At 45.3% G+C, this 25,753-nt stretch carries 18 protein-coding genes and 1 riboswitch; of the genes, 14 read left to right on the top strand and 4 right to left on the bottom strand.

All coding sequences use genetic code 11. From position 1 onward, the window contains the following. Positions 1-16: 16 nt before the first annotated feature. Both AC6ESP_RS11615 and AC6ESP_RS11610 read right to left on the bottom strand, forming a co-directional pair. Positions 17-700 carry a response regulator gene (locus tag AC6ESP_RS11615; RefSeq protein ID WP_497096887.1) on the bottom strand — a complete coding sequence of 228 codons (684 nt, stop codon included), beginning with the start codon at positions 698-700 and terminating at the stop codon, positions 17-19. A 22-nt stretch (positions 701-722) separates the two neighbouring features. Continuing rightward, on the bottom strand, positions 723-2,159 hold the full coding sequence (locus AC6ESP_RS11610; RefSeq protein ID WP_497096886.1) for an ATP-binding protein: 1,437 nt from the start codon (positions 2,157-2,159) through the stop codon (positions 723-725). Positions 2,160-2,375: 216 nt separating this feature from the next. On the opposite strand from AC6ESP_RS11610, the gene AC6ESP_RS11605 reads away from it, so the two are divergent. From AC6ESP_RS11605 to AC6ESP_RS11560, 10 genes are all read left to right on the top strand, one after another. After that, positions 2,376-3,683 carry an ABC transporter substrate-binding protein gene (locus tag AC6ESP_RS11605; RefSeq protein WP_497096885.1) on the top strand — a complete coding sequence of 436 codons (1,308 nt, stop codon included), beginning with the start codon at positions 2,376-2,378 and terminating at the stop codon, positions 3,681-3,683. Between the two features lie 112 nt (positions 3,684-3,795). Continuing rightward, a complete protein-coding gene (locus AC6ESP_RS11600; RefSeq protein WP_497096884.1) occupies positions 3,796-4,689 on the top strand; it encodes a carbohydrate ABC transporter permease in 894 nt (297 codons plus the stop codon). A gap of 37 nt (positions 4,690-4,726) precedes the next feature. After that, a complete protein-coding gene (locus AC6ESP_RS11595) occupies positions 4,727-5,587 on the top strand; it encodes a carbohydrate ABC transporter permease (protein WP_497096883.1) in 861 nt (286 codons plus the stop codon). 11 nt (positions 5,588-5,598) lie between these two features. Beyond that, complete coding sequence (locus tag AC6ESP_RS11590) at positions 5,599-7,044, top strand: sulfatase family protein (protein ID WP_497096882.1); 1,446 nt, start codon at positions 5,599-5,601, stop codon at positions 7,042-7,044. A 99-nt stretch (positions 7,045-7,143) separates the two neighbouring features. Then, positions 7,144-13,575 (top strand): polysaccharide lyase family 8 super-sandwich domain-containing protein, encoded by a 6,432-nt coding sequence (locus AC6ESP_RS11585; protein ID WP_497096881.1) that lies wholly within the window; start codon positions 7,144-7,146, stop codon positions 13,573-13,575. Positions 13,576-13,648: 73 nt separating this feature from the next. After that, the gene (locus AC6ESP_RS11580) at positions 13,649-14,506 is read left to right on the top strand and encodes a helix-turn-helix domain-containing protein (RefSeq protein ID WP_497096880.1); all 858 of its coding nucleotides are present in this window, start codon (positions 13,649-13,651) and stop codon (positions 14,504-14,506) included. Between the two features lie 101 nt (positions 14,507-14,607). Next, positions 14,608-15,579, top strand: a complete 972-nt coding sequence (locus AC6ESP_RS11575; RefSeq protein ID WP_497096879.1) for an N-acetylglucosamine kinase — start codon at positions 14,608-14,610, stop codon at positions 15,577-15,579. Between the two features lie 30 nt (positions 15,580-15,609). Next, positions 15,610-16,917: a 6-phospho-beta-glucosidase gene (locus AC6ESP_RS11570; protein ID WP_497096878.1), complete on the top strand. Its 1,308-nt coding sequence runs from the start codon at positions 15,610-15,612 to the stop codon at positions 16,915-16,917. A 118-nt stretch (positions 16,918-17,035) separates the two neighbouring features. Then, positions 17,036-17,185 (top strand): hypothetical protein, encoded by a 150-nt coding sequence (locus AC6ESP_RS11565; protein WP_497096877.1) that lies wholly within the window; start codon positions 17,036-17,038, stop codon positions 17,183-17,185. Between the two features lie 157 nt (positions 17,186-17,342). Continuing rightward, positions 17,343-17,443, top strand: a riboswitch (purine riboswitch). 130 nt (positions 17,444-17,573) lie between these two features. Further along, entirely contained in the window at positions 17,574-18,959 is a 1,386-nt protein-coding gene (locus AC6ESP_RS11560) for an NCS2 family permease (RefSeq protein WP_497096876.1), read from the top strand. A 1,025-nt stretch (positions 18,960-19,984) separates the two neighbouring features. Here the strand turns inward: AC6ESP_RS11560 and AC6ESP_RS11555 are convergent. Both AC6ESP_RS11555 and AC6ESP_RS11550 read right to left on the bottom strand, forming a co-directional pair. Continuing rightward, on the bottom strand, positions 19,985-21,061 hold the full coding sequence (locus tag AC6ESP_RS11555) for a phosphodiester glycosidase family protein (RefSeq protein WP_497096875.1): 1,077 nt from the start codon (positions 21,059-21,061) through the stop codon (positions 19,985-19,987). After that, the gene (locus tag AC6ESP_RS11550; RefSeq protein WP_497096874.1) at positions 21,058-21,489 is read right to left on the bottom strand and encodes a hypothetical protein; all 432 of its coding nucleotides are present in this window, start codon (positions 21,487-21,489) and stop codon (positions 21,058-21,060) included. Before AC6ESP_RS11550 ends, AC6ESP_RS11555 begins: the two co-directional genes overlap by 4 nt. A gap of 270 nt (positions 21,490-21,759) precedes the next feature. On the opposite strand from AC6ESP_RS11550, the gene msrA reads away from it, so the two are divergent. From msrA to AC6ESP_RS11530, 4 genes are all read left to right on the top strand, one after another. Beyond that, positions 21,760-22,716, top strand: coding sequence for a peptide-methionine (S)-S-oxide reductase MsrA (gene msrA, locus AC6ESP_RS11545; protein WP_497096873.1), 957 nt, complete (start codon positions 21,760-21,762; stop codon positions 22,714-22,716). Between the two features lie 18 nt (positions 22,717-22,734). Beyond that, on the top strand, positions 22,735-23,307 hold the full coding sequence (locus AC6ESP_RS11540) for a nitroreductase family protein (RefSeq protein ID WP_497096872.1): 573 nt from the start codon (positions 22,735-22,737) through the stop codon (positions 23,305-23,307). A gap of 286 nt (positions 23,308-23,593) precedes the next feature. Beyond that, the gene (locus tag AC6ESP_RS11535) at positions 23,594-24,073 is read left to right on the top strand and encodes a MarR family winged helix-turn-helix transcriptional regulator (protein WP_497096871.1); all 480 of its coding nucleotides are present in this window, start codon (positions 23,594-23,596) and stop codon (positions 24,071-24,073) included. A gap of 6 nt (positions 24,074-24,079) precedes the next feature. Further along, complete coding sequence (locus AC6ESP_RS11530; protein ID WP_497096870.1) at positions 24,080-25,717, top strand: MDR family MFS transporter; 1,638 nt, start codon at positions 24,080-24,082, stop codon at positions 25,715-25,717. The last annotated feature ends 36 nt before the right edge of the window (positions 25,718-25,753 follow it).

The following is a 25,753-nucleotide window of genomic DNA, read 5'->3' as shown; positions in this document are numbered from 1 at the left end:
TCTTCTATTAGACTGCTCAATTAAAATAAGAAATGGAATTAAAAATTTGCAGCTCGGTAACTAATTTCACGATTTCCTTGGTGCGACGCTTGTCGAATTTGCGCAAAATACTGTTTACTTGCTTCTTGATGGTCTCCTCTTCAACAGATCGCTGCAGAGCAATCTGCTGACGGTTTCTATTCTGGCAGAGCAGCTTTAACACCTCTAGCTCACTAGCTGTAAGAGTAGAGATAATATTCAAGGTGTTCATCAGGATGGACTCATTATTTTTGGACCGTACAAGCTCGTTGCGCAGCTTTTTGGCGATCATGGGACGTATGGGGGAATCATCTCGATAGGCTGCAATAATTCCCTCGACAATCTCCTCCTCAGGAGAGGATTTGATAATATAATCCACGATGCCTGTTTTGAAGGCTGCAAATACAATATTATCATCCTCGTGAACCGTTAATAAAATGATTTTAGTGTTAGGATAGCTTACATGAATTTTGTTGGCCGCTTCGATTCCTGCGTATTTACTTTCCATCTCAATATCCATCAATATAATGTCGGGAACTTCCTGCTCAACCTTAGCAATCGTAGCTTCACCGCTGTCTACGGAAGCAAGTAAAGTCATGTTAGGCTGCTTCGTAATAATTCTCTCAAGCCGTCTACGATGCGCATCCATGTCATCAGAAATAATCAATTTAATATTCTCCATATAGTCGCAGCCTCCAGCTTATTTAGTATAAAGGGAGAAGTATTCTGAAGCTCGTACCCTTATTTAAAGTACTCTGAACCTCGATTTTTCCTTGATGAGATGAAACTATTTTATGACAGTAGGATAATCCTACTCCCCAGTTGCTAACGGATGATTTGGTCGAAAAGAAAGGGGAGAAAATATCATTCATATTGTCCGGTGGTATCCCCGGTCCATTATCCTCTATCGTAATACAGCCCCAGGTGTCTTGGTCCTCAATGGTAATCGTAAGCTGCTTATCGCTATTCTGATGCATGGCCTCAAGGGCATTTTTTATGATATTGAAGCAAACCTCAGTCATATGGGCGGTATCCAGCAATGCCTTGCTTCCATGCGATAAGCGAATAACCTCAATATTCAGAGCCTGATCCTTAGATGGCAGCTTTTCAAGTGCCAGCTCGACTGGAATGTGCAGCTTCGCCGGCTTTAGCACAATATCAATCGATTCCAGCTTGCTTGTTGCATTGTTAATCATGTCATAGGAGTAGTAGCACGATTTGAATATGAGCTCTAGGCTATATAACGTATCGGCATCATCCTTGAACTTGTCCTTCAAATATTCGGTTTCAGAGCGGATAGCTAACAAATGGTTTTTAATCGAATGTGTGAAGGCTTTGACACCTAAGGAAGCGGTTTTGATCTTCTTATTAATTTCGTCGGCTTCTACATGATGCTGCTTTTGCTTGGTTTGATATCTGGAGAAGGCGAAAACCATGGCAGCAAAGGAAAGCAGCGAAATAATCGTAAAAATATTATATTTGAAAAATACAGCATTCATGGGTGGCTTCAAGTAATTATGATAGCTGTCTATATAGGTTGCTCGTATAAGCACTTCAGGTGCCCACCAGAACATCATGATATGAATAATGGTAATGGGGAATAAACACATAATGTTGAAGATCGTATATTGCCTAATAAAATGAGTACTGAAATTTCTAATTAAATAATAAATAAGCAAACTAAAAGAAAGAATAATTTGTGCAAATTTAGTGCACTGGAAGATGATATCAATGATGGTAGTCACACGATTATAATTCATGCCTGACGCATAGTCCGTAGAGAAGAAATGATTCTGAAGCTGTAGTTGTATGAAAGGATCATAGTAGCATAGCTGAACGATAAACAAGATCGCTAACGGTATGTAGTAGTAAAGCTTATTGAATCTGCTTCTACTATGGGTGAAGGAGATTGTGAAGAGTAGAAAACTAAAAAGAAAGAGTAAAACACCAAAATTAAGTAAACGAATTAATAGGAGGGCATCAAAGTTTTCTAACACAATACGATTCCAAGTGCCTTTACTGAAATTGTAGAAATCATTGATAACGGCATAGTATACGTTGAATTTACTCAAATAAAATAAATACGAAAAAATGGAAATTAACCATCCAATAATGATACCGAATAAGCTTATTGTAGTCATGTTTTTAGATTTATTATAGGTTAATGCAATTGTATAAATTAAAAAAAATAAGGATAAATAGATCACATGCAATCATCCTCTTAGTCATTTTAATTTAAAAAGGGGTATATTTCTTTCAACTTATAACGAATTGTAAATTAAACTATAATTTTGTTGTGAGCAAGTATAACATGGGCGAGAGGGGAATGTAAAATGAAAAAAAACCTTGTTACAGCAATGCTTTTATTATTGATTATTAGTGTATTAGCTGCATGTGGAGGTAATTCTACAAATAATGTGAGCAATAATCAGAATGTCGATTCATCCTCTGAGGGAGGAGATAGTACAGATAAAGCAGTGAATTTTACGATCCCCGTTCTACCTGATGATCTACCAGCCTTTGAAGCTACTTATGCTGAATTCCAAAAAGAAAATCCGAATATTAGAATCAAGTTTATCAGCTTCCCAGCAAATCAATATTATGAAAAATTAAGAATTCAATTGTCTGGCGGAGTAGAGTACGACTTATTCGGCGGCATCCTAGATAAGATGGTTGATACAGGAAGTATTGAGCCCCTTGATGAGTATATTAAATCCAACAATACGGATGTATCCGGCTATGGTGAGTTGTATAAAGAAATGACAATCAACGGAAGTATTTATGGATTACCGTATCGTAAATCTCCGTGGATGATGTTCTACAACAAAGATATTTTTGATGCGGCAGGTGTAGAGTATCCAAGTGCTGACATGACTTGGGAGGAATTCCGTGCTCTGGCTGCTAAGGTTACATCAGGCTCAGGTGCTGATAAAACGTATGGCGCATACTTACATACATGGGCCCAGACCTGGTACATGCCAGCCGTTCAAGCAGGTGCCACTGTCATCGACAAGGATCTATCTCCATTCGCTGATGCACTGCAATTAAGATTAGACATGGAAGCAGATGGCTCTATTATGACTTGGGCTGAGTCGAAATCTACGGGAGCTCACTATAATGCGATTTTCCAAAGTGGAAAGGTTGCAATGAGCATTATTGGAGATTGGCATGTAGCGCAGCTAAGAAAAGCTGAAGATGAAGGGAAAATGTCCTTCAACTGGGATGTAGCACCTGTTCCTCATCCAGAAGGTGTTGAGAGTAACACAAGCTTAGCTACACCTGTAGCCTTAATGATCAATAAAAACTCTAAGCACAAAGAAGAAGCTTATAAAGTGGTTGAATTCTTTACGGGCAGCAAGGGTGCACAAGTGTTCGCTTCCAAAGGCTTCGTTACCGGCTACACAGATGATGCTGTGAAACAAGCTTTCTACGGCGATGGAACGAGACAGCCTGAGCATTTGAACTACTTCTATGAAACAAGCGAATATGCGGAATATCCAATGCTGCCGGGTGTGAAAACGATTGTTGTTGACGGCATCTTCCTGCAAGAGGGCGAGCTTGTATTCATCGGTGATCAAACGCCGCAGGAGGCTGTAGCGGCTATGGCTGATCGTGTTCAAAATGAATGGGCAAGTATTTATGAGGAGCAATTCTCTATTAAATAATAAGCAACTATAACTGCATGCAAGAATGTAAGGCATCGATAGAAGGGCTTAGATTATAATATGAGCCTTGTCCAGCAGACAAGGCTCATTTCTTCTAAAGGAGAGGGTAGACTTGTTTGGGAATAAGCCTTTAACGATGACGCAGCGCAACCGAATCAATGGATATATGTTCTTATTGCCTAATATTATTGGCTTTCTAGCCTTTATTCTTATTCCAGTCTTATTTTCATTTGGGATGAGCTTTGTAGAATGGAATGGCTTTGGGGCTATGAAATTTGTCGGTATAGATAATTATACAAAACTATTACAGGATGATAATTTCAAAATTTCATTCATCAACAGCATTGTATTTATGCTTATCACTGTACCAATCACGCTATTCCTAGCTTTAATTGTCTCTGTCTGGTTGAATTCAGGCATCAAATGGCTGAAGCTGTTCAGAACAGCAGTGTTTTTACCTTATGTTACATCGACGATAGCAGTAGCCGTCGTATGGCAGCTCATTTTTAATCCTACAAAGGGTCCAATCAATACGATTCTAATGAATCTAGGCATGGATAATCCTCCGGGGTGGTTCGCTTCATCAAGCTGGGCATTAATTGCGGTTTCTATCGTGTATATCTGGAATCACATCGGCTACTATATGGTTTTGTATTTGGCAGGATTACAAGGCATCCCAGATCATTTGTATGAAGCTGCTGATCTGGACGGGGCAGGCACGGTTCATAAGTTTTTTCACATTACGCTTCCTTCCTTGTCTCCGGTTATTTTCTTCACAGTCATTATGGGCATTATTAACTCCTTCAAAGTGTTCGACATGATCTATGTATTGACACAGGGTGGACCAGGACGCTCGACGCAGGTGCTCGTATACACCATTTACAATACGGCATTTAAGCAGTTTGATTTTGGCTATGCATCAGCAATGTCCTATGTTCTATTCTTAGTCATTCTTATTATCACTGTCATTCAATTTAAATCACAAAAGAAATGGGTTAACTACTAAACAAGAGTAATACGATGGTGAGAGGAGTTTGAGGGTGATGAGTCAAGTTGTTGTAGGCACACAACCATCTATACGAAGATCTAACTTGATCAAGAAGAGCTTTCTGTATGTTGCACTAATTATTACGTCTATCACGATGGTGTTCCCTTTTTTGTGGATGATTTCATCATCGCTTAAGGCTGACAATGAGATATTCACATTCCCAATCAAATGGATTCCAGAAACCGTGTACTGGGAAAATTATTATAAGGTTTGGACGGAAATCCCCTTTCACTTGTACTATTTCAATACGATTAAGCTCGTTGTGATTACGATTGCTGTTTTATTAGTAACTTGTTCTTTGGCAGGCTATGCCTTCTCCAAAATACGGTTTCCCGAGAGAGATGGCCTATTCTTCTTATATCTATCCACAATGATGATTCCTTATCAGGTTATCATGATTCCACAATTTCTATTAATGAAGAACTTAGGACTAATCGACACGCATGCGGCCCTAGTATTGCTCGGGGTAGTCAATCCATTTGGTGTATTTTTATTCAGGCAGTTCTTCTCTTCCATTCCAGATGAATTGCTAGAAGCCGCAAAAATTGACGGGCTTTCAGAGATTGGTATTTATGCTAGAATTGTTCTTCCGTTAATGAAGCCAGCTATTGCAACGCTAGTAATTTTCTCCTTCATGCATACGTGGAATGACTTTCTGGGGCCATTAATTTATTTGACGGATGATAAGCTGTTTACCTTGCAGCTAGGGATGCAGCACTTTATTGGACAATACAATACGGAATATTCGCTGCTGATGGCAGCAGCAGTCTCTTCCATTGTACCTACGATTCTAGTATATATGTTGGCACAGGAGTACTTTGTTAAAGGTATTGTTGGTTCAGGAGTAAAAGGCTAAGAGGTGATTCTATGAAGAAGAGTCTTCCTAATATCGTCTATATTTTTGCGGACCAGTGGCGAAGAGATGCAGTCGGATTCAGGGGGAAGGAGCCTGTTATAACGCCTAATATCGATCAGTTCGCCAAGCAATCCGTGTGCTTCGAGCAGGCTGTTACCTGTACGCCTATTTGTTCACCACACCGCGCTTCCTTAATGACGGGGAAATATTCATTAAGTACAGGTGTATATACGAACTGTAAGCTTGGGTTACCGATAGGGCTGGAGCCATCTGAAGTAACGATAAGCGATGTCCTGAAGCAGGCTGATTATGCCACCGCTTATATTGGCAAGTGGCATCTGGATTGCCCAGAGCAGAATTTCGAGCAGCAGCCGAAGTCTGGCGCGAGGGATTGGGATGCTTACACGCCGCCTGGAGCCAAGCGTCATCAATTTGACTATTGGTATTCTTATGGGACATATGATGAGCATCTAACCCCCCACTATTGGCAGGATTCAGAGGAAATGCTGCAAATCAATGAATGGTCAGTCAAGCATGAGACGGATATGGCTCTGCAATATATGGATAACGTTAATGAGAGCAACAAGCCGTTTGCGCTATTTCTATCGTGGAATCCGCCACATTCGCCGTTCGATCTTGTGCCAGAGCCAAATAAGCAGCAGTATGAGAGCCTTTCTATTGAACCGCTGCCCAATGTTATTATTCAAGATCCGTTTCTCGTACATACCGGTGAAGAAATTGCTGGTGGAGCTATCGTGTGGAAGCAGATGATCAAAGATTATTATGCTGCAATTACGGGAATCGACGAGCAATTTGCGAGAATAATGGAGAAGCTGGAGCAATTGCAGCTGGCGGACAATACGATTGTCGTGCTTACTGCTGATCATGGTGAGCTGATGGGGGCGCATGGCTTAGTTGCTAAGCACTCTTGGCATGAAGAATCCATCGGCGTTCCTTTTATGATGCGATATCCTCAGCAGTTAGTGCCTGCTCGTTCGCGGTGTGTGCTGAATACGGTTGATATTATGCCGACCTTATTAGACTTAATTGGATTAGACATACCAAGCACTGTACAAGGACAATCCATAGTCCCTCATATCCTTGACGAGCAGCAGCAAGAGAACCCTGACCCTGATGATGAATGGGCTGAGGTAGCCTATATCAGTGCTTTTCCAGGCCGAATAGCTGCCATCGAGCAATTCGAGCAGGAAGGGTTGAATCATCTGCATTATGGTTGGCGAGGAGTACGCTCCAGAAGCTATACCTATGTTGTAGATAGGGGATATACGCCCGATTCCAAGGCACAGAGATTGCTGTATGATTTGAGATCGGATCCCCTGCAATGCTCACCGCTTATTTTGCATCATGCCGAGCAGCATCCAATAGCTGAGAAGCTGGAGCCGTATTTGATAGCCTATTTGAAACTGACAAATGATGAGTTTGATCTGCAACCTTAAATAGATAGCCCGATTATGTCTACTCCACTGTGCATATACGGGCTATTTGCTATATATATGAATTCATATTCTAGCTGAAATAGGGAAGGGGAATGGCTAATGCGTTCAACTATGATCACGAAGCTGTTAGTTTTTCTGTTATTGTTTACAGCGGTAGTACCTATGTATGGAGGGAAATCATATGTTCATGCAGACTCAGCTGTCTATCATCATTTAACATTTGATTCGTATACCACGGAGCCTTCTGTAAGCTCCCCAACAAGCTCTTCCGATGTTGGCGGCCCGTGGAGCTTTTTTGATACGGTAACAGGAACAGATTATGGAGTGGGTGAAGCAGTCGAGAATAAGCAAGGCTTATCCTTTACGATGGTTTCTAATACAACAGGAAAAAATATGAATATACAGAAAAACAATTTAGTCATTCCAGGGGACAATGTAACGCCAACAATTGTAATGGAAGGCCGTTTTAAATTTAGCACAACAACCCATGAGCGAAGATTATTTTACGCTAATCTAACCGCATCTCCGAGCACAACCGTTGTAGGCTATATCAGCCTTAATGTGGACACAGCGGGTAAGATGAAGCTGCAATATTTGTCTCCAGCAGGGAATGCGACTGTTACGATCGGGGATTATGCAGCGGATCTCTGGTATCACATTCAGATATTGGTGGATAGTGAGCAGCATCTCGTGAACGTATATCTGAATGGAGAGCACAAGCTTATTGATCTTCCGCTCGCGGATACATGGAATAATATTCGAGCCTTGCGATTCACGCAAATCGGGAAGTCAGGTGAAGAAGGCAGGCTAACGATGGACGATATTAAGGTGTATGATTATGTGCCTGTTCAGTCAGTCTTACTAGATGTAACAGAATGGAAGATGATTCCGGGTCAGACGTTAAGTATGAATGCCTCCATTACTCCAGCAGCTGCGACCAATCCGTACCTGACTTGGAGCTCCAGCAATCCGAGTGTAGCCGAAGTAGATAGTCAAGGTAGAGTCACAGCAGTAGCTGCAGGTACAGCAACCATTACTGCTGCAAGCAAAGAAGATCCAGCTAAGCTGGCCTCAATTGTCGTTCAAGTGGATGATTATATCCCCGTGACAACAGTTGCAATAGAACCTTCGGAAGCTGCAATAGAAACGGACCGAAGTATAACGTTGAATGCCGTCATTGCACCTTCGACAGCTACAAATCAAGAGGTAGTGTGGGCCAGCTCTAATCCAGAGATTGCGACGGTTGATCAACAAGGTGTAGTTGCCGGAATTGCACCTGGTATAGCGACAATTACGATGACTAATGAAGATAGCGGCCTGATCGCGCAAAGCACGATTACCGTAACGGAAAGAGTGACTTATGTTGAGCAAATCATCCTTCCTAGTCAAGCTAATGTAGCATTGAATGATTGGATTTCGTTCACTCCTCGCTATCTGCCAGCAGATGTAACGAATCAAGCGGTATATTGGGTATCGAGTGATGAAGCAGTGGCTACTGTTGATAATCAGGGTAGAGTGACAGGCCATTCACTCGGCACAGCGATTATTACGGCATATGCTGAAGATCGCAACGGCTTAGTCTCCACACCGATTACAGTACATGTATTCAATAATGAAGCTGAGCTTGATGGTTATGATCAAATGCGATTGAAATGGAAAGCCATATTAGATGGTGGAGATCAGATCAATGTTGCAAATACGTATGTCACTCAAAAAATCAATGGTGTCAATCAGATCGCTCAGGAGCATTGGAGTGCAATGAACAAGGAAGACGACCGTATTGCTCTATGGGATGATCTGCAGCTGTCTGCGACAGACTCTAGTATATTTAATTCCTATTTTACTCGTTTGCGTGATATGACCTATGCTTATTCGATGAAGGGTGGAGCATTATATCATAATGAAATATTGAAAAATGATATTATACTTGCCTTAGATTGGATATATGAGAATGCCTATAATGAAAATATAGTTGAGTATGGAAACTGGTGGAACTTCGATATTGGTGCTCCGCTGCGTGTCATGGATATTATGGTGATGCTCTATCCTGATCTCGAGGAAGAGGACATTGCGCGTTTTGTTAGAACCGCAGATTTCTTCATTGGGGATATAACGTCGCCTAGCTTTACTCAAAGTGGAGCGAATCGTTCTGATCTGATGACGATTGAGCTTATCATGGGAATATTAACGAAGGATGCAGCTCGAATTGAAGATGCAGTAGCACAGCTAAGTCCACTATTCGACTATGTTACGGCAGGAGATGGCTTCTATGAGGACGGCTCCTATATTCAGCATACAACGATTCCTTATACGGGCAGCTATGGTGAAGTCTTAATTCGTGGACTAGGTCAACTATTTTATCTATTGCAGGATACGCCATTTGCAGTAACAGATCCTGATGCGGAGAATGTCTATAATTGGATACGTGATTCTATTGAGCCTGTTATCTATCAGGGTGAAACGATGGATATGATTCGTGGGCGGGCGATTGCAAGAGAGCATCTATCTGGACACGAAGCAACCCTTGGTATGTTAATGGGCATTATGCGGCTATCGATGTCAGCACCAGCGGAGGAAGCCGATTATTTTAAAAGCATGATGAAGCAGTGGCTATTAACGACAGACCCGAATTTAGATCTATACAGCTACTTATCGCTTGATTTAATCGAGCCTATTGAGCAGCTGTTAAATGATTCTTCTATAATTCCGTATGTTAGCATTCCGAAGCATTATGAATTCGGGGCTATGAATCGCACGGTGCACATTGGCAATCAATTCGCACTCGGAATTAGCAAAAGCTCCAATCGAATAGCTACGTATGAATTAACGAATGGAGAGAATGGTCAGGGCTGGTATACCGGAGATGGAATGACCTATTTGTATAATAGTGATGGCACACAATATTCGGATGACTTCTGGGCTACTGTCAATCGTTATCGCCTTCCGGGTACAACAGTAGATACTAGAGCAAGAACCAATGATCACTATCAATATGGTGATGGAGAAACAACGCCAAGCAATACGTGGGCAGGTGGAGTTACGCTCAGTAGTGATGGCATCTCAGGTATGAATCTGCAGCAGGTAGGCACAACATTAACGGCTAATAAATCATGGTTTATGTTCGGGGATACCATTGTCGCGTTAGGATCAGGCATTACAAGTGCAGATCAGCGTACAATTGAGACGATTGTCGAGCAAAGAAAGCTGAATAGCAATGGTGATAATACCTTGTTAGTCAACGGCGTAGCCGCATCTCAGCAATTGGGCTGGACAGAAGCATTATCGGACGTTGCTTGGGCACATTTGGAAGGGAATGCTGCCGGGGCAGATATCGGCTATTATTTCCCGGAGTCCACTGCCTTACATGCCTCTCGTGCTGCGCAAAGTGGTACTTGGTATGATAATAATCGGAATGAGGGAGTATCGACAGATCTTCGAACGCGCAATTATGTCACGATGTGGTTCAATCATGGTACAGACCCTATCAATGAAACGTACAGCTATGTATTGCTGCCTAACCGTACCGCGCAACAGACTGCGCAGTTTGCAGCTTCACCAACCATTCAAATTATGGAGAATTCTGTTGATGCGCATGCGGTCAAGGATTTACTGAACAATCAGATCGGCATTAACTTTTGGAAGGACCAGGTTACAACGGTAGGTGGGATTACCGCTGACCGTCAAGCTTCTATACTAATGAAGGAAAATGCAGATCAAACACTAGAGGTAGCTGTCTCCGATCCTACCTACTCTAATACGGGAATCATTGAGATCGAACTGGATCATTCAGCCGCCTCTGTGCTTGTCTCGAATCCGAATATTCTTGTCACACAGCTTGCACCAACGATTAAATTCAAGGTTAGTACGAAGGATTCCTTAAGCCATTCTTTTACGATTACATTTGATATTGATCCATTGAAGGAGCGTCCAGCAGCAGAAGTGCCAGTAGCAGAGCCGCTGAACAGCAAAGAACCAACACCGGCAGATGCGCCAATCACACATGTGTATACAACCTTTGATCAAGAGCAGCTAGGCAATCAGCCCAAGGATTGGTCGATTACGAATGATTCGAACACAATGGCTACGATCCATAGCTTGGATTCGCAGGATCATTTTCTACGGATTATCGATCACAGCACCAGTGGCAGCTCCAAGGCGACAACCACCTTCGATGATCAAGAAGGCGTTCTAGAGCTTGAATGGAAGGTCGTTCATGTAACGGAAGATAGTCAGATTCATTATGAAGTTGGCAATGGTCAGGGCATAGCAATTGAACTAGTCGCTAGTCAGGACGGGTTGTATTGGGTGGATTCGTTAGAAGGAAAGCATTGGGTTGCTGACGTAAATATTGCCTTATGGAATACCGTCAAGCTATTCCTCAATGTAGAGCACCAATTGTGGGATATTATGATAGATGGTGTGCTGCTGCAAGCTAATATTCCATTTAAAGACTCGATTGACCATGTTAATCAGCTTGAGCTGTATACGGATAAGGAAGCTGCGAATACAACTGTATATCTAGATGATATTGCTGTTTATGTTACAGGGGCGGTTGCAATCTTCACGGATGAGTTTGAAGCTTCAGCATTAAATACTCATCCTGCAGATTGGATTGTAACGGAAGTGGAAAATGCTCCTGTCTATATCACAACGGATGATGGCCTTAATCAAAGTGTGATTATTGATGATAATACGACGAAACGTTCTACCATTGAACGACCATTCCCCGCTCAAAGTAATCGTGTTATTGCGGAATGGAGGTATAAAGAAACAGCAGGTGGTAAGTTTCCTGAGTTCTCGCTCTATGCTGGTAATACGAAGGCTGTCTGGTTATCTTCCAGCTCGAACAATTATTTGCGTTATTATGCCAACAATGCCACAGCTTCTACGATTATAAACAATGCCGCAACCAAAAATAATAAGTGGCAGCATATCAAGGTTGACATGGATATCGTGAATCAAGTATTTGATCTCTATTTCGAGGGCTCTTTAGTGCTGGATGATGAGCCCTTGTACAGTCAAGTGAATGCTATTGACCGAATCTTCTTTGCTTCTGGATATGGAGCAGTGGATGCCCCATTGTATATTGATAGCGTCAAGATATATAGCTTTGATCTAGAGGCGCCTACGTGGGGGGATGAGGCTCAGCTGCTGGCAACCGATATTTCTGCGGATGAAGTAACGCTTTCTTGGTCAGGCGCTGAAGATAATGTTGGTATTGGGATGTATAAGATCTATGCCAACGGTGCTTATTATAAGACTCTCAATGGTCAATCTCATTCAGTACAGGTGGCAGGGCTTAATCCAGAGACTACCTATACCTTCTCTGTTGAAGCAATAGATAAGCTGGGGAATCTACAAGACCAGTTATTATCAATGGATGCTGCCACAATAGCGGGAATCCATTCTAACAACAATAATAATGGGAATGGAAATTCAACAGCTTCTTCTTCCGATCTAAGTGTCACTTATGCTATACAAGAGCTGCGTCATCAAGCGACGAATGGCGTTTATTCTATGACAACGGAAGCTGGCTATGGATTAGCGCTTGATGTGACGATATTGGACTTAGAGGAATGGTCTACGCTATGGAATGCTGCTCCCGAGGACATAGATCTTCATATATATATGGGAGATCCAACAGCAGCTTCTACGAGCACAATACTGGAAAGCTTGAAGCCGTATCCTTTTCAAGTAAGGTCTGAACTAATGGAATATCGACTGACCGTGGAGAACGGGGAGAACAGCACACCGTTAGATGAACTAAAGGATGCTGTTTACTTTGAATGGAAGATGCCATTGAATGCTAATAGCCGTCTAGAGCATATGACTGTCTTGCAGTATAACCCTATCTCCGGAGGCCTTCTACCGGTACCTGCACGATTTATTGAAGTAAACGGTGTAAAGCAAGCTGTCTTTAAGAGTATGAATAACGGTATTTTTCTAGCGGTAGAGCAGACTGCAACATTTGATGATATTATGAATCATTGGGCTCAGGAACAAATTGAGCAGCTAGCAGGTAAACGAATTGTGAATGGTGTAGCTGCACAGGATTATGCGCCTAATGCACAAATAACAAGAGCAGAATTTATAACCATGCTAGTTCGAGCGTTAGGACTCCCAGCTGCAACGGGCAGCTCATTTACAGATGTGAAGTCGGATGCTTGGTATAACGAAGCTGCACATAAGGCATATCGAGTTGGCTTAATTCAAGGCTATCAGGATGGTACTTTTAGACCTAATGAATTCATTACCAGACAAGAAATGTCTATTATGCTAGCCCGTGCGTTATCCATCGTAGATCATGCTTTCACAATAAGCGGGGAATATGCGGATCAGCTTGAGAAATTCAAGGATCGTACTCAAATATCGATATGGGCACAGCCCTATATTGCGACACTTATTCAACATGGAGTAGTTCAAGGCACCAGTGATCATTCATTTGCCCCTTTAAACTTATCTACTCGGGCGGAAGCGGCGGCAATGGTGTATAACTTGCTTTCTTCCATTCCATTTTATTATGAGAATTAGGTGTTGAACCACCCTTTCCATATCCCCCACCCCTGTGTACAATGAAAAGAAAAAGCCAGGGGGCACAGCATTCATGAAGCAGAATCCTTCCGTTAGCCGCGACCGCATTGAGCTGCCTCCTTCCTTTCCGATTGTGATCTCGCAGAGTGAGGGAGTGAGTCCGACCTTTCAGCGGCTGCACTGGCATACGGCACTTGAGATTAACTATATGGTACAGGGCAGCGGACATTACTTGATTAACGGTACCCGTTACGATTTCGTTGAAGGGGATATCCTCCTGATTGGATCGAATGATCTGCATCGTGCGTTCGAGTCTGACGAAGGAGACCTTGTGATGCTAGTCCTCATGTTCGATCCGGGCTATCTGGCTATGGAGCAGCGCTATGATACAGATCTGCTGCTGCCGTTCCGCGATATGGGCATGCGATTCGATAATGTGCTCGAGCGCTGCCACCCTATGCACCGGGCGTTGCAAGAGGCGCTCAAGATCATGGCTCAGGAGTATAGTCAGAAGGAGCCTTATTACGAAGCGATTGTGAGGGCGCAGCTCGTTCAGTTCCTGGCGCTAGTCAATCGATGCTTTGTCAAAAGCAGCAGCAGTGGTTACAGTAAAGCGCGAGGTATGGAGACCATTCGCAAGGTGCTGCATACGATGGAAGACAAGATATCTGATCCGCTGACATTGCAGGAATTAGCCGAATCGGTTCATCTGAGCCCTTCGAGGTTCAGTGCGCTGTTCAATCAGGTTGTCGGCACCTCGCCGATGGATTATTTGATTCAGCTTAGGCTGTCGCGTGCAGTTGAGCTGCTGGAGACAACCGACAAGAAGATTATTGAAGTGGCAGAGGAATGCGGATTCCGCAATCTCTCGAATTTCAATCGATTGTTTAAGCTCCATATTGGTAAGCTGCCGTCGGAGCTTCGTGCATAAATAACAGTAAGATTGTATCAGAACATCGTTCTTTTTCAGAAGAGAACGGTGTTTTTTTATTTTAAAATAAAGCTAGAGCTTGAGATTCTTCTACAAGGAGCGTGGCAGCTATATTATTTCTTGGAGTGGACGCAGGCGGCAGCAAGACGCACGCCCTGCTTGTGAACGAATCGGGACAAGTGCTCGGAAGAGGACGCGGGGGGAATGGCAATCACCAGACCGCCTACGAGGAAGCTCGAACGAGTCTGGAGGAAGCCTGCTCACAGGCGCTGCAGGAGGCTGGAGCGGTGAAGGACGATATTACTTATGCCTACTTCGGACTTGCGGGAGCTGATCGGGAGCCGGATTATGTAATTCTTCGACCGATGGTGGCCTCACTCGGCTACCCACGTCATGCGATAGCCTGTGACACGATGATTGGTATGCGTGCAGGAACGAAGCAGTTTTATGGCGCCGTTATTATTAGCGGTACGGGCTTCAACAGCGCGGCAAGGAACAGACAGGGCGAGGAGCTTCAGTATGGAGGCTTCGGCTATTTATTCGGAGACGGGCAAGGCTCGGGCACGGATCTTGCGATTCATGCGTTCCGTCATGCCATACGCGGCTGGGATGGCAGAGGAAGGGCAACACTGCTGAGCGAGCTCATACCACAGAAGCTAGGCTATGCATCTGTACAGGAGATGTATGATGATACTCTCGATCATAGTAAGAGGCCGCCGATAGAGCTGGCCAAAACCTTATTCGAAGCCGCTGGCCTCGGTGATGCGGTAGCCATTCAAGTGCTGCAGGAAGCTGGACAGGAGCATGGTAACGCTGTCAACGCACTGATAAGAAGGCTTGGCATGCAGCAGGATACCTTCGATGTCGTTCTGACAGGAAGTGTGCTCTCCAAAGGCAGCTCTCCCCATATGGTTGAAGCGATTGCGAGGTCTGTGGGCGAGGTGGCACCTCATGCCAGCATCGTTAAGCTGACGGTTGAGCCGGTTGTCGGTGCTGTGCTGAGCGCTATGGACAGTGCGGAATTCCATATTAGCGCAGACACAGACTCGAAGCTGCGTTTGATTACATTTTGACCCACTTCATTATTCAGGAGGTTCGAGGAGATGACCAAGCAAGGGTTGACAGTAGCTGTTATTGGCGGCGGATCATCTTATACACCAGAGATCGTCGAAGGCTTCATTAATAAATATGCAGAGATGCCGATTCGCAAGCTGTGGCTGGTTGATATTGAAGAAGGGCGTCATAAGCTGGAGATCGTCGGGGCGCTGGCGAAGCGTATGGTCGAGAAGGCAGGCCTTCCTATCGAGGTTGAGCTGACGCTGGATCGACGACAGGCGATCGCAGGAGCAGATTTCGTAACGACTCAAATGCGCGTAGGACTCCTCGAGGCAAGGCGCCGTGATGAGCATATTCCGATCTCGCATGGTGTTATCGGGCAGGAAACGACCGGACCAGGAGGCATGCTGAAGGCGCTTCGTACGATCCCGGTCATTCTGGATATTTGCAAGGACATCGAGGAGCTTGCTCCTAACGCATGGATGCTTAATTTCACTAACCCTGCGGGCATTGTGACAGAAGCTGTACAGAAGCACAGCCGTGTGAAGACGGTCGGGCTGTGCAACTCACCGATCAACTTCCAGAAGTTCCTCGCCAAGCAATACGGTGTCAGTGAACGCGAGGTGTTGCCTGAATTCGTTGGCATTAACCATCTGCACTGGGTTACAGCGGCTTATGTGAATGGTGAGGATAAATTGCAGGAGATGATCCATGGCGGCCAAGACTACTCGGCCACGAACGTAACAGCATTCGATTGGGATGCGGAGTTTCTGAAGTCGTTAGGCGCACTGCCGACCTACTACCTTCGCTATTTCTATATGACCGATACGATGCTCGCAGAGATGAAGGAGTCGCAGGAGAAGAACGGTACACGGGCTGATGTTGTCAGCCGGGTGGAGAATGAGCTGTTCGAGCTGTACAAGGATGTTAACCTGACAGAGAAGCCGAAGCAGCTGGAGCAGCGCGGTGGCGCGTATTACTCGGAAGCAGCCGTTAATCTGATGCACGCGCTATACACCGATAATCGTGATATTCAGACGCTGAATGTGCGCAATGGAGGCATTTTCCCGTTTCTGCCGGAGGATGCGAGCATTGAGGTTAACTGTGTCGTTACCGCTCAAGGCCCGATTCCACTGCCGCCTCAGCATGTTCCCGAGCATATTAAGGGGCTGCTGCATGCCGTCAAAACCTATGAGTCCTTGACGATCGAAGCAGCGGTGAAAGGAGATCGCGGCATGGCGCTGCAAGCGATGGTGCATCATCCGCTCGTCCCAAGCGTTGCTGTTGCCAAGCTGCTGCTGGATGAGATGCTGGAGGCAAATAGAGCATATTTGTCGCCGCAATTTTTCCAGTAAATGATCCGTCTTTTCAAATACTTTTTGGTATTTAATATGAATTTAATAATTGAAAGGTATAATCATTCTTGTAAGCGTGAATCGTACACATAGAACAAGAAATGAGAGGCCTTCACATATGAAAAGCTCAAGTGCAAAGAAACTGGCAGCCAGCATGCTGATGATTAGTATTATGCTAAGCACCACACTTGCAACGAACGGTGCAGCCGCAAGCACATTAAGTGAACAAACGGAAAAAGTCGTTCATGTAAGCAAGCCGACATCCTAATGGGATGTCGGTTTTTTTATGGCATAGGCTGCTAACGAATACTGCATTCTGTTTAAATGTTTTTCAAACACGAATATTAAAGTTATTTATTACCAACAACGTTCGTAAAATATGTTGACAAAAGGAATCGTTCCTTATTAGAATGAGTATCGGATATTAACAACTGCATACCTCTTTTCGTATAATCTCAAGAATCGGCTTGAGAGTCTCTACTAGATCACCGTAAATGATCAGGCTACGAAAAGTGTGGAAAAGTCCGCACGGTCCTGCGGTATACTTTTCCCCTTTTTGCAAAGCCTAGGAGAACATGCGATGAATCGCATTTATTTCTTCTAGGCTTTTTTAGTTCGGCTTGTGTACACATATATTTGGGAGGTTACGATTAATAATGGAACGTTTCTTTCGTCTAAAGGAGTATGGATCGAACATTAGGACCGAGATTATGGCGGGTCTGACGACTTTCATGACGATGGCCTACATACTGGCTGTCAATCCTATCATTCTGACGCCTGCAGGCATGGACTGGACGGCTGTATTCTTGGCTACAGCGTTAGCAGCAGGTATTTTTACAATCGCAATGGGCTTGTTCGTGAACTTCCCTGTAGCGCTGGCTCCAGGTATGGGACTTAATGCGTATTTTGCTTCTACCATTATCGCTTCGCAAGCGACCGATCAACCGATCTCGGTAGCAATGGGACTTACTGCCGTGTTCATCTCCGGTATTATCTTCATCATTCTGACGCTGACGCAGATTCGCCAAATGCTCATTACGGCGATTCCGGACAGCTTGAAGCATGCGATTACAGTTGGTATTGGTCTCTTCATTACGATTGTCGGATTGAAGGGCAGCGGGCTGATGACGATCGCTGTATCCAGCTTCGGAGATATTAAGCAAGGTGCTTACACGAACCTGAACAGCTCTGAATCAGTCATTCACCTAGGGAGCTTCACGGACGGGAACGTAGTAATGACTGTAGTTGCTATTCTTCTGATTGGTATTCTAATGGTGCTTCGGACACCAGGTGCGATTCTGTGGGGGATTCTCGCTACGACGGTTATTGCTATCGCCGCGGGACAAGTGGATGTGAGTGAAACACTGTCTGGCAAGACTTGGGTACCAGACTTCACGACCATGAATATTTGGCACTTCGATTTCCCTGGCGTATTTGAAGTGGGCCTCGTTACCGTTATTCTGACCTTCACCTTCGTAGAGCTGTTCGATACCTTCGGCACTCTGGTTGGTACAGCAAACCGTGCGGGCTTCATGAAAGACCCAGAGGAAGGCAAGAAGCGTGTCGGCAAAGCGATGTTCGTCGATGCTATTGGTGTAGGTGGCGGTGCGGTTCTAGGAACGAGTACGGTTACGGCGTTCGTTGAGAGCTCGGCTGGTGTTGCACAGGGCGGACGTACGGGTCTGACATCCGTAACGACAGGTATCTGCTTCCTGCTATCAATCTTCTTGGCTCCACTCGTGGCGCTTATTCCAGGCTCAGCAACGAACGCAGCGCTTATTATTGTAGGCGTGCTGATGCTGCAATCGGTTAAGGAAATCGACTTCGGTGATATGGTCTATGCCATTCCATCGTTCTTGACGCTTGTTCTTATGCCTCTCACATACAACATTGCTAATGGTATCTCGTTCGGTATCGTATCCTATGTGGTATTGGCTGGGGTAGCTAATCTAACTGGAAAAGGCAAATACAAAATTCATTGGCTCATGTGGATACTAGCGGTGCTTATCGTAGCTCGTTACGTCTTCATGGGTGGAGAGTAAAATAGGAAGAAGCAGCGCTGGACCGGCGCTGCTTCTTTTTTTGATTATAAGCGGCGGCATATTTGGACCGTAGACCTTTCTGTATCCGTTGCTGCTAGAGGGGGCGTACCCTGTATTTTGTACCTCTGTCAAGAAAGTGGACTCCCAATCATACATCTAACTTACTGGTTTGTAATACATCGATTCGAATTGAATCGGCGTCAGATACCCCACAATACCAGCTCATAATGCGGACTTTTGAAGTCAGTTTCCTTATTAGCGTAAGCAGCTGCGCCAGTTAAGTAACTGGTTACTCTATTGGCTCGTGCAGGGAGCGCATGCGGCGCATTAGCGAAACGAGGTTCACCAATTGCGAAAGTGATTTCGCTGTTGGCGGAGGTTGGGCGTGGCGGAGCCAGATTAACGAAGCTAGTTTCCTTATTAGCGTAAGCAGCTGCGCCAGTCGAGTTAAGTAACTAGTTACTCTATTGTCTCGTGCAGGGAGCGCATGCGGCGCATTAGCGAAACGAGGTTCACCAATTGCGAAACTGATTTCGCTGTTGGCGGTGGTTTGGCGTGGCGGAGCGTGATTAACGAAGCTAGTTACCTTAATAGAGTAAGCAGCTGCGCCAGTTAAGTAACTGCTTACTCTATTGTCTCGTGCAGGAAGCGCATGCGGCGCATTAGAATTCGCTGAAAAAGATGAATGCTAACGGGAAAGGCTGATTTGATTGTATGAAATGCAGTGTAACGATGTGTTTCCCTGATGACAGTGAAATACATTGTATGAAATGCAGTGTAGCGAGCAACAGAGCAATAGAGCAACAGCGCAACAGAGCAACAGAGCATCAGAGTATCAGAGTATCAGACTGCGCAACTGGCAATCGACCAACCAAGCCCGAGCCACAGCAGCCGGACAATCTCTCCCTAGATTATCAAGTCAGCGAGTCACGTCCTACATTCCACTATCATCTGCCTATCTATTGGTAAACGAAACGGCCAACCTGCAGCACCTTGAACGAGGGTGCGCGGGTTGGCCGCTGCTATTATTTGAAGAATAAGAAGTGCGTCGGCAGCTTGCGGAGCTGGCCATCGGACGGCTTATTAATAATGCGTCCGTTCCAGATGAGCGAGGAAGAGCCGCCGCCATCCAGATTATAGCCGTCCACTGCACCATATCTCTTGAGCAAAATTTGCATTTCGGATAAGGTAGCGCCGGAGCTGCCACCCTCATTGCGTCCATCGACAACAAGCACGAGCAATTGGTCATCCTTATAGTTGGCAATGACCGTACGAGGCGCACGTGACGGACTGATCTGCCATTTGGCTGGAATCTGAGTGGCTACACCGTTCTGCAGCAGCACGGGCACGAAGGAAGCGCCGAACTTAGCCTGCTGCTTATCCAATTGTGCTCGACTTGTGAATTTCCCGCCAATCAATTCATTGTCCTCATTCAAGCCCACGAAGAATAGGTCGGAATAAGAGGGCTCGAACCCGTTCACATAATCGCCATCGAGCATAGTCGTGCTCAGCGGATATCGCTTGCCGCCGCCATCGGCAAAGCCGCCAGCGTTCACACCTGCTACAGCACCAAGCCTCTTGACTGCTGCCAGCGTCGTCTCTGCTCCACCGAATTCATCATTGCCTAGAACCATCTTCATCGCATCATCTGATTTCAGCTTGATCTTCATGGCATAGGCTGTGAAATGATCCGCTTGAATATAAAATAATTGAGCGCGAAGCTTGTCCGACTGAATGGTTCCAGATGGTGAGCCCAGCTTGCTCGTAATGATCCGGTCATAAATCTCCAGCGGACGCTTCGCTTGAGCAGCGGCAGTCGTAGCAATCTGCTTCATCTCAGCGTTCGTCTGCTTGTACAGCTTCAGCTGCTTCTGAATCGACTTGCTGGTCAGCTCAGCCGCCTCTTGCGCTTGGTCAAGGCCTGCTGATGCCTTCTCCGCATGAGAAACGGTCTGCTCGTTCTGCTGCACAGCAGCGGCAGGGAAAGCCTCCTCCGACATAACGACAGCAACATCTGACACTAGAAGCCATAGGAGCATTCCTAGAAAAGGAGTGCAGGCCAGCAGCATCGTTCGGTTCAAATTTCGGACGGGTGCATTCATTTCAGTACATCCAAGCTTTTTTGCAGTTCGTTCAGCTTCTTCTTCACTTCATTCAATTGCGTGTACAGCTGATTGCTGTTGTCTGTTTTGACATCAGCATTGTCTTTCGTGAAAGTGAGAAGCTCGTTCAAGGAATCAACCTTAGTCTCCAAGGAAGCCAGCTCGTCTTTGTAGGTCGCTTCGAGCTTGCTAAGCCTATCATCATATTCCTGCTGCATGGCAGTGATCTGAGTAGCGGTCTGCTGCGCCAGATCTGCTGCAACCTGTTGTTGAATATGGTCGCTGTACAGCTTAGCGCCTGTCACTCCTCCAGCGATTAGAATGATCCAGATGAAGACAAAGGCTAGAAAGGTTTTACGGTTCCTTTTTCTACGCGGTGTTATCTCATATTGGCCGGGAGCCATAGATTCGATAGGTACGTTACTCATTATGTGCATTCACCTCTTATGTATGTTTGATTCAGAAGGTTAGGTGAACGAACTGCAGATGGACAAGCTACTTATTAAAGACGGTCGAACGCTGCCGAATTGTTGCAGGTGTCATTACATTGTAACAAAGATTCAAGGATAGGTCTTCCCAGCATTATGTGGAAGCTGATAAACTCCGGCTAATTAGTCATTTAGGCTTGTTTTTTGTTCATTAGTCGTGCGTAGGTTATAATGAAGCTATAGCCTTATAAGAGCAGGGAGGAAGAGAAGATGAGTAATTCAAGAGAGCAAGCAACTTTCGCAGGAGGCTGCTTCTGGTGTATGGTGACGCCTTTCGAGGAAACGCCGGGCATTATTTCGATAGTATCCGGCTACACTGGCGGTCATGTTCCTAATCCTACCTACGAGGAAGTATGCTCAGAGACTACAGGCCATGCTGAAGCGGTCCAGATTACATTCGACCCTGAGGTTTATTCATATGAGAAGCTGCTAGAGGTGTTCTGGCGCCAGATTGATCCGACTGATGCAGGGGGATCCTTCCATGATCGCGGCGAGTCCTATCGTTCAGCTATTTTCTACCATAGTGAAGATCAACGTGTACAGGCGGAAGCCTCTAAGCTGGAGCTGGAGCAAAGCGGACGATTCCAGGATCCAATTGCAACATTGATTGAGCCAGCCAAGCCATTCTATCCGGCAGAGGATTATCATCAGGATTATCACCACAAGAATCCGCTTCGTTACAAAATGTACCGTAAAGGCTCAGGCCGCGATGCTTTTATTAAGAAGCACTGGACGGTCAATAAGGATAAGCATGATCTTCAGAAGCGTCTGACGCCTATCCAGTATGAAGTGACTCAGAACAACGGAACAGAGCGTCCGTTCACTGGGGAGTATTGGGATCATAATGAAGAAGGCATCTACGTCGATATCGTATCAGGCGAGCCTTTGTTCAGCTCCCGTGAGAAGTTCGATGCTCATTGCGGCTGGCCTAGCTTCACGAAGCCGATTAAGGAATCGAATATTATCGAGCTGAGTGACAACAGCCACTTCATGATTCGGACGGAGGTTCGAAGCAAGGAAGGCGATTCACATCTAGGTCATGTATTTAATGATGGTCCAGGGCCTAATGGACTGCGCTATTGCATCAACTCAGCTTCTATGCGGTTTATCCCGAAGGCTGATCTGGAGAAGGAAGGCTATGGCGAGTATGCAGGATGGTTCAACTAACGAATTGGAGGCGAGCTCATGAATATAGAAGAAGCAATTCGAACAAGACGCACGATCGGCAGAGTGAAGAAGGATCCGGTAGATCGTGCCCTATTGGAGAAAATTATTGAGGCTGCCACTTGGGCGCCAAGTCATCACAATACCCAGCCTTGGAAGTTCATCGTCATGACTGGTGAGGGAAGAGCGAAGCTTGGCGAAGGCTATGCCCGTGTTGCACTGGCATCGCTGGACACCGGTATCGGTACCGCGCTGGAGGATCGTCTAGCGAAGGAACGAGCTAAGGCGTATCGCTCACCCGTCGTTATTGCTGCGGTATGCTCACCGTCTGAGGACCCGCGGGCGACTCTTGTAGAAGAGATAGCGGCTGCTCACGTAGCGGTACAGAATCTGCTCCTAGCTGCGCATGCGAATGGACTAGGTGCCATCTGGCGTTCAGGTGATCCGATGTATCATCCATTAATGAAAGACAGCTTCGGCCTTGATGCAGAAGAGCAGCTGGTAGGGCTTATCTATCTGGGTTATCCCGATATGACGCCTCCAGAAGTGAAGCGTGCACCAGCAGCAGATAAAACGGTTTGGTTAGAGGACTAATCGTATTCGAAATAAGGATAATAAATGGAGGCTGCCCTATAGGGTGGCCTCTATTTACTATGTGTGCATGCACGGGAGCAATAGGAAGCGTGCATGAGCAAATGCAAGAAATTGTGTATGACAAGGAGCGCCATGGTCATTTTATACATTTGACTGCTTTATATAAAAGATATATAGTAGTAAATACTTTATTGTTAATTTGTTTACTTCTAAAGTATTTTGTCCTAAATTATTATGAGGTAAACTTATTGTCATAAGCTTCCGACAAGAGGAGGATTATAATGAGATGGTCGAAGGGACGGAGAACAATGAATTGAAGCAGACCAGCAATGATCTGATTGAATTCTCGGGATTATTCCGAACGCTGCTCAAGAATTTGACGCATGAATGGAATAAACGAATGACACACAATTTATCCTACACACAGTTTAAAGTGATGTTTAAGCTGCACACGAGTGGAGAATCCTTGAAGGTGTCTGAGCTTGCAGAATTCATCGGAATTACATCTGGTGCAATTACAGGCGTAGTCGATAAGCTGCTCACAGATGAATATGTCAGCCGTGAGAGAGCAAGTGATGACCGAAGGGTTGTATATATCGAAATTACGCCAAAGGGCAAGGCTATGATGGAAGAGGTCATGCTGACGCAGGGCGAGACGGTATCCAAGTTTTTCAACGTGCTTCCGGAAGAGGACATCCAGCATTTAAGAAGGATTTTCACTCGCTTGAACGATAATTTAGATAAAAAATCAGTTAGAGGAGAATAGAACACCATGGAGCACTTATCCAGTAAACGTAAATTAAGTATTATGATCGCGATTATGTTCGCGATGTTCTTCGCGGCGATCAATCAGACGATCGTCAGTACGGCAATGCCTAGAATTATAGCGGAATTAGGCGGTATGGATCTCTATACTTGGACCATTACAATCTATATGCTTACTTCTACAATTGCTACCGTGCTTGTTGGTAAGCTTTCGGATATTTATGGACGTAAGCCGTTCATATTAGCGGGTATATTATTCTTTATCGTCGGTGCATTCATGTCCGGCCTTGCAACAGATGTGTATCAATTCATTACTTACCGTGGTGTTCAAGGGATTGGCGCGGGTATTATTATGGCAACTGCCTTCACAGCAGTAGGGGATTTGTTCCCTCCACGTGAACGAGGCAAATGGACGGGACTCATGACAGCTGTATTCGGCTTCTCCAGTGTAATTGGGCCGACACTTGGCGGTTATATCGTTGACCACATGGCTTGGCATTGGGTATTCTGGATCTTCCTGCCGCTGGGCGTCGTTGCATTCGTAATGATCCTTGCGTTGTTCCCTAAGACAGAGCGCAAAGAGAAGGAAGCCATCGACTATGTGGGTTCATTGTTCTTGACCACAACTATTGTTCCATTACTGCTAGCCTTCACATGGGCAGGCTCCAAATATGAGTGGGCTTCTGCTGAAATTATTGGTCTGTTTATTGCCACAGCTGTATCGCTCGTTATTTTCTTATTGGTGGAGTGGAAAACCAAAAATCCGGTGCTTCCGTTGCATATTTTCAAAAATAACGTCGTTACGCTCTCGAATATTATTGGTTTCATTATGAACTTCGGAATGATGGGTGCGTTAATATATCTGTCGTTCTTCGTACAAGGCGTTCTTGCGATCTCACCTACTCATGCAGGCTACGTTACGATGCCGATGTCGATCGCAATGGTATTCACAAGTGCAATCGGCGGCTCGTTGATTAGTAAAACAGGGAAATACAAACGTTTCGCGATGATTGGTATGCCGGTCATGCTCGCGGGTATGGTTATCATGGTATTCATGAACAGTGTGTGGATGGCCGTAGTAGCTATGATCGTCTTCGGTCTAGGCCTTGGACTTGGTATGCCGGTATTCTCACTAGCGATTCAGAATGCAGTGCCGCACAAAGAGCTGGGTGCAGCTACAGCTACTATGCAGCTGTTCCGTAACCTTGGGGGTACGATTGGTGTCGCGGTTATGGGTACTGTACTCTCCAGCAGCTTGAAGCATAATCTGACTGATCTTGCAGAGTCGGGCCAAGCAGCGGACTTGTCTCAGCTTGATCCAGCAACGCAGGAGCAATTCGCAGCATTCGCGAATCCGCAAATGCTGACGAATCAGCCAGCTCTGGAGCAGCTTCACCAAAGCTTGCCTGATGAGCTGCAGCCTGTATTCACGCAGATGGTTGATATGCTTCGTGAGGCATTAAGCTCTTCCTTGTCAACCGTGTTCCTGACTGGTGCGCTTATTCTTGTTGTGGCGGTAGTGCTTACGGTCTTCTTGAAAGAAATTCCGCTTCGCACGACTAACGTGGCAACAGAGGGAGCTGCTGGCACGGATGCAGCTGATGCTAAGGCTGCCAGTGGCAAATTGGTGGGCCAAGGCGAATAAATCTGCTAAGTCATAGACATTCAAAAGAAGCATTCC

The sequence above is a fragment of the Paenibacillus xinjiangensis genome (genome assembly GCF_059686975.1).
Note: the sequence above shows the minus strand (reverse complement) of the source record. Positions and strands in the feature narration are given on the sequence as shown.

Excerpts from the sequence above, each read along its gene's own strand:
- AC6ESP_RS11610 (WP_497096886.1), bottom strand. The coding sequence starts at position 2,159 with ATGACTACAATAAGCTTATTCGGTATCATTATTGGATGGTTAATTTCC.
- AC6ESP_RS11540 (WP_497096872.1), top strand. The coding sequence starts at position 22,735 with ATGAATATAGAAGAAGCAATTCGAACAAGACGCACGATCGGCAGAGTG.
- AC6ESP_RS11615 (WP_497096887.1), bottom strand. The coding sequence starts at position 700 with ATGGAGAATATTAAATTGATTATTTCTGATGACATGGATGCGCATCGT.
- AC6ESP_RS11585 (WP_497096881.1), top strand. The coding sequence starts at position 7,144 with ATGCGTTCAACTATGATCACGAAGCTGTTAGTTTTTCTGTTATTGTTT.
- AC6ESP_RS11595 (WP_497096883.1), top strand. The coding sequence starts at position 4,727 with ATGAGTCAAGTTGTTGTAGGCACACAACCATCTATACGAAGATCTAAC.
- AC6ESP_RS11535 (WP_497096871.1), top strand. The coding sequence starts at position 23,594 with ATGGTCGAAGGGACGGAGAACAATGAATTGAAGCAGACCAGCAATGAT.
- AC6ESP_RS11580 (WP_497096880.1), top strand. The coding sequence starts at position 13,649 with ATGAAGCAGAATCCTTCCGTTAGCCGCGACCGCATTGAGCTGCCTCCT.
- AC6ESP_RS11565 (WP_497096877.1), top strand. The coding sequence starts at position 17,036 with ATGAAAAGCTCAAGTGCAAAGAAACTGGCAGCCAGCATGCTGATGATT.
- AC6ESP_RS11530 (WP_497096870.1), top strand. The coding sequence starts at position 24,080 with ATGGAGCACTTATCCAGTAAACGTAAATTAAGTATTATGATCGCGATT.
- AC6ESP_RS11570 (WP_497096878.1), top strand. The coding sequence starts at position 15,610 with ATGACCAAGCAAGGGTTGACAGTAGCTGTTATTGGCGGCGGATCATCT.
- AC6ESP_RS11605 (WP_497096885.1), top strand. The coding sequence starts at position 2,376 with ATGCTTTTATTATTGATTATTAGTGTATTAGCTGCATGTGGAGGTAAT.
- AC6ESP_RS11550 (WP_497096874.1), bottom strand. The coding sequence starts at position 21,489 with ATGAGTAACGTACCTATCGAATCTATGGCTCCCGGCCAATATGAGATA.
- AC6ESP_RS11560 (WP_497096876.1), top strand. The coding sequence starts at position 17,574 with ATGGAACGTTTCTTTCGTCTAAAGGAGTATGGATCGAACATTAGGACC.
- AC6ESP_RS11590 (WP_497096882.1), top strand. The coding sequence starts at position 5,599 with ATGAAGAAGAGTCTTCCTAATATCGTCTATATTTTTGCGGACCAGTGG.
- msrA (WP_497096873.1), top strand. The coding sequence starts at position 21,760 with ATGAGTAATTCAAGAGAGCAAGCAACTTTCGCAGGAGGCTGCTTCTGG.
- AC6ESP_RS11555 (WP_497096875.1), bottom strand. The coding sequence starts at position 21,061 with ATGAATGCACCCGTCCGAAATTTGAACCGAACGATGCTGCTGGCCTGC.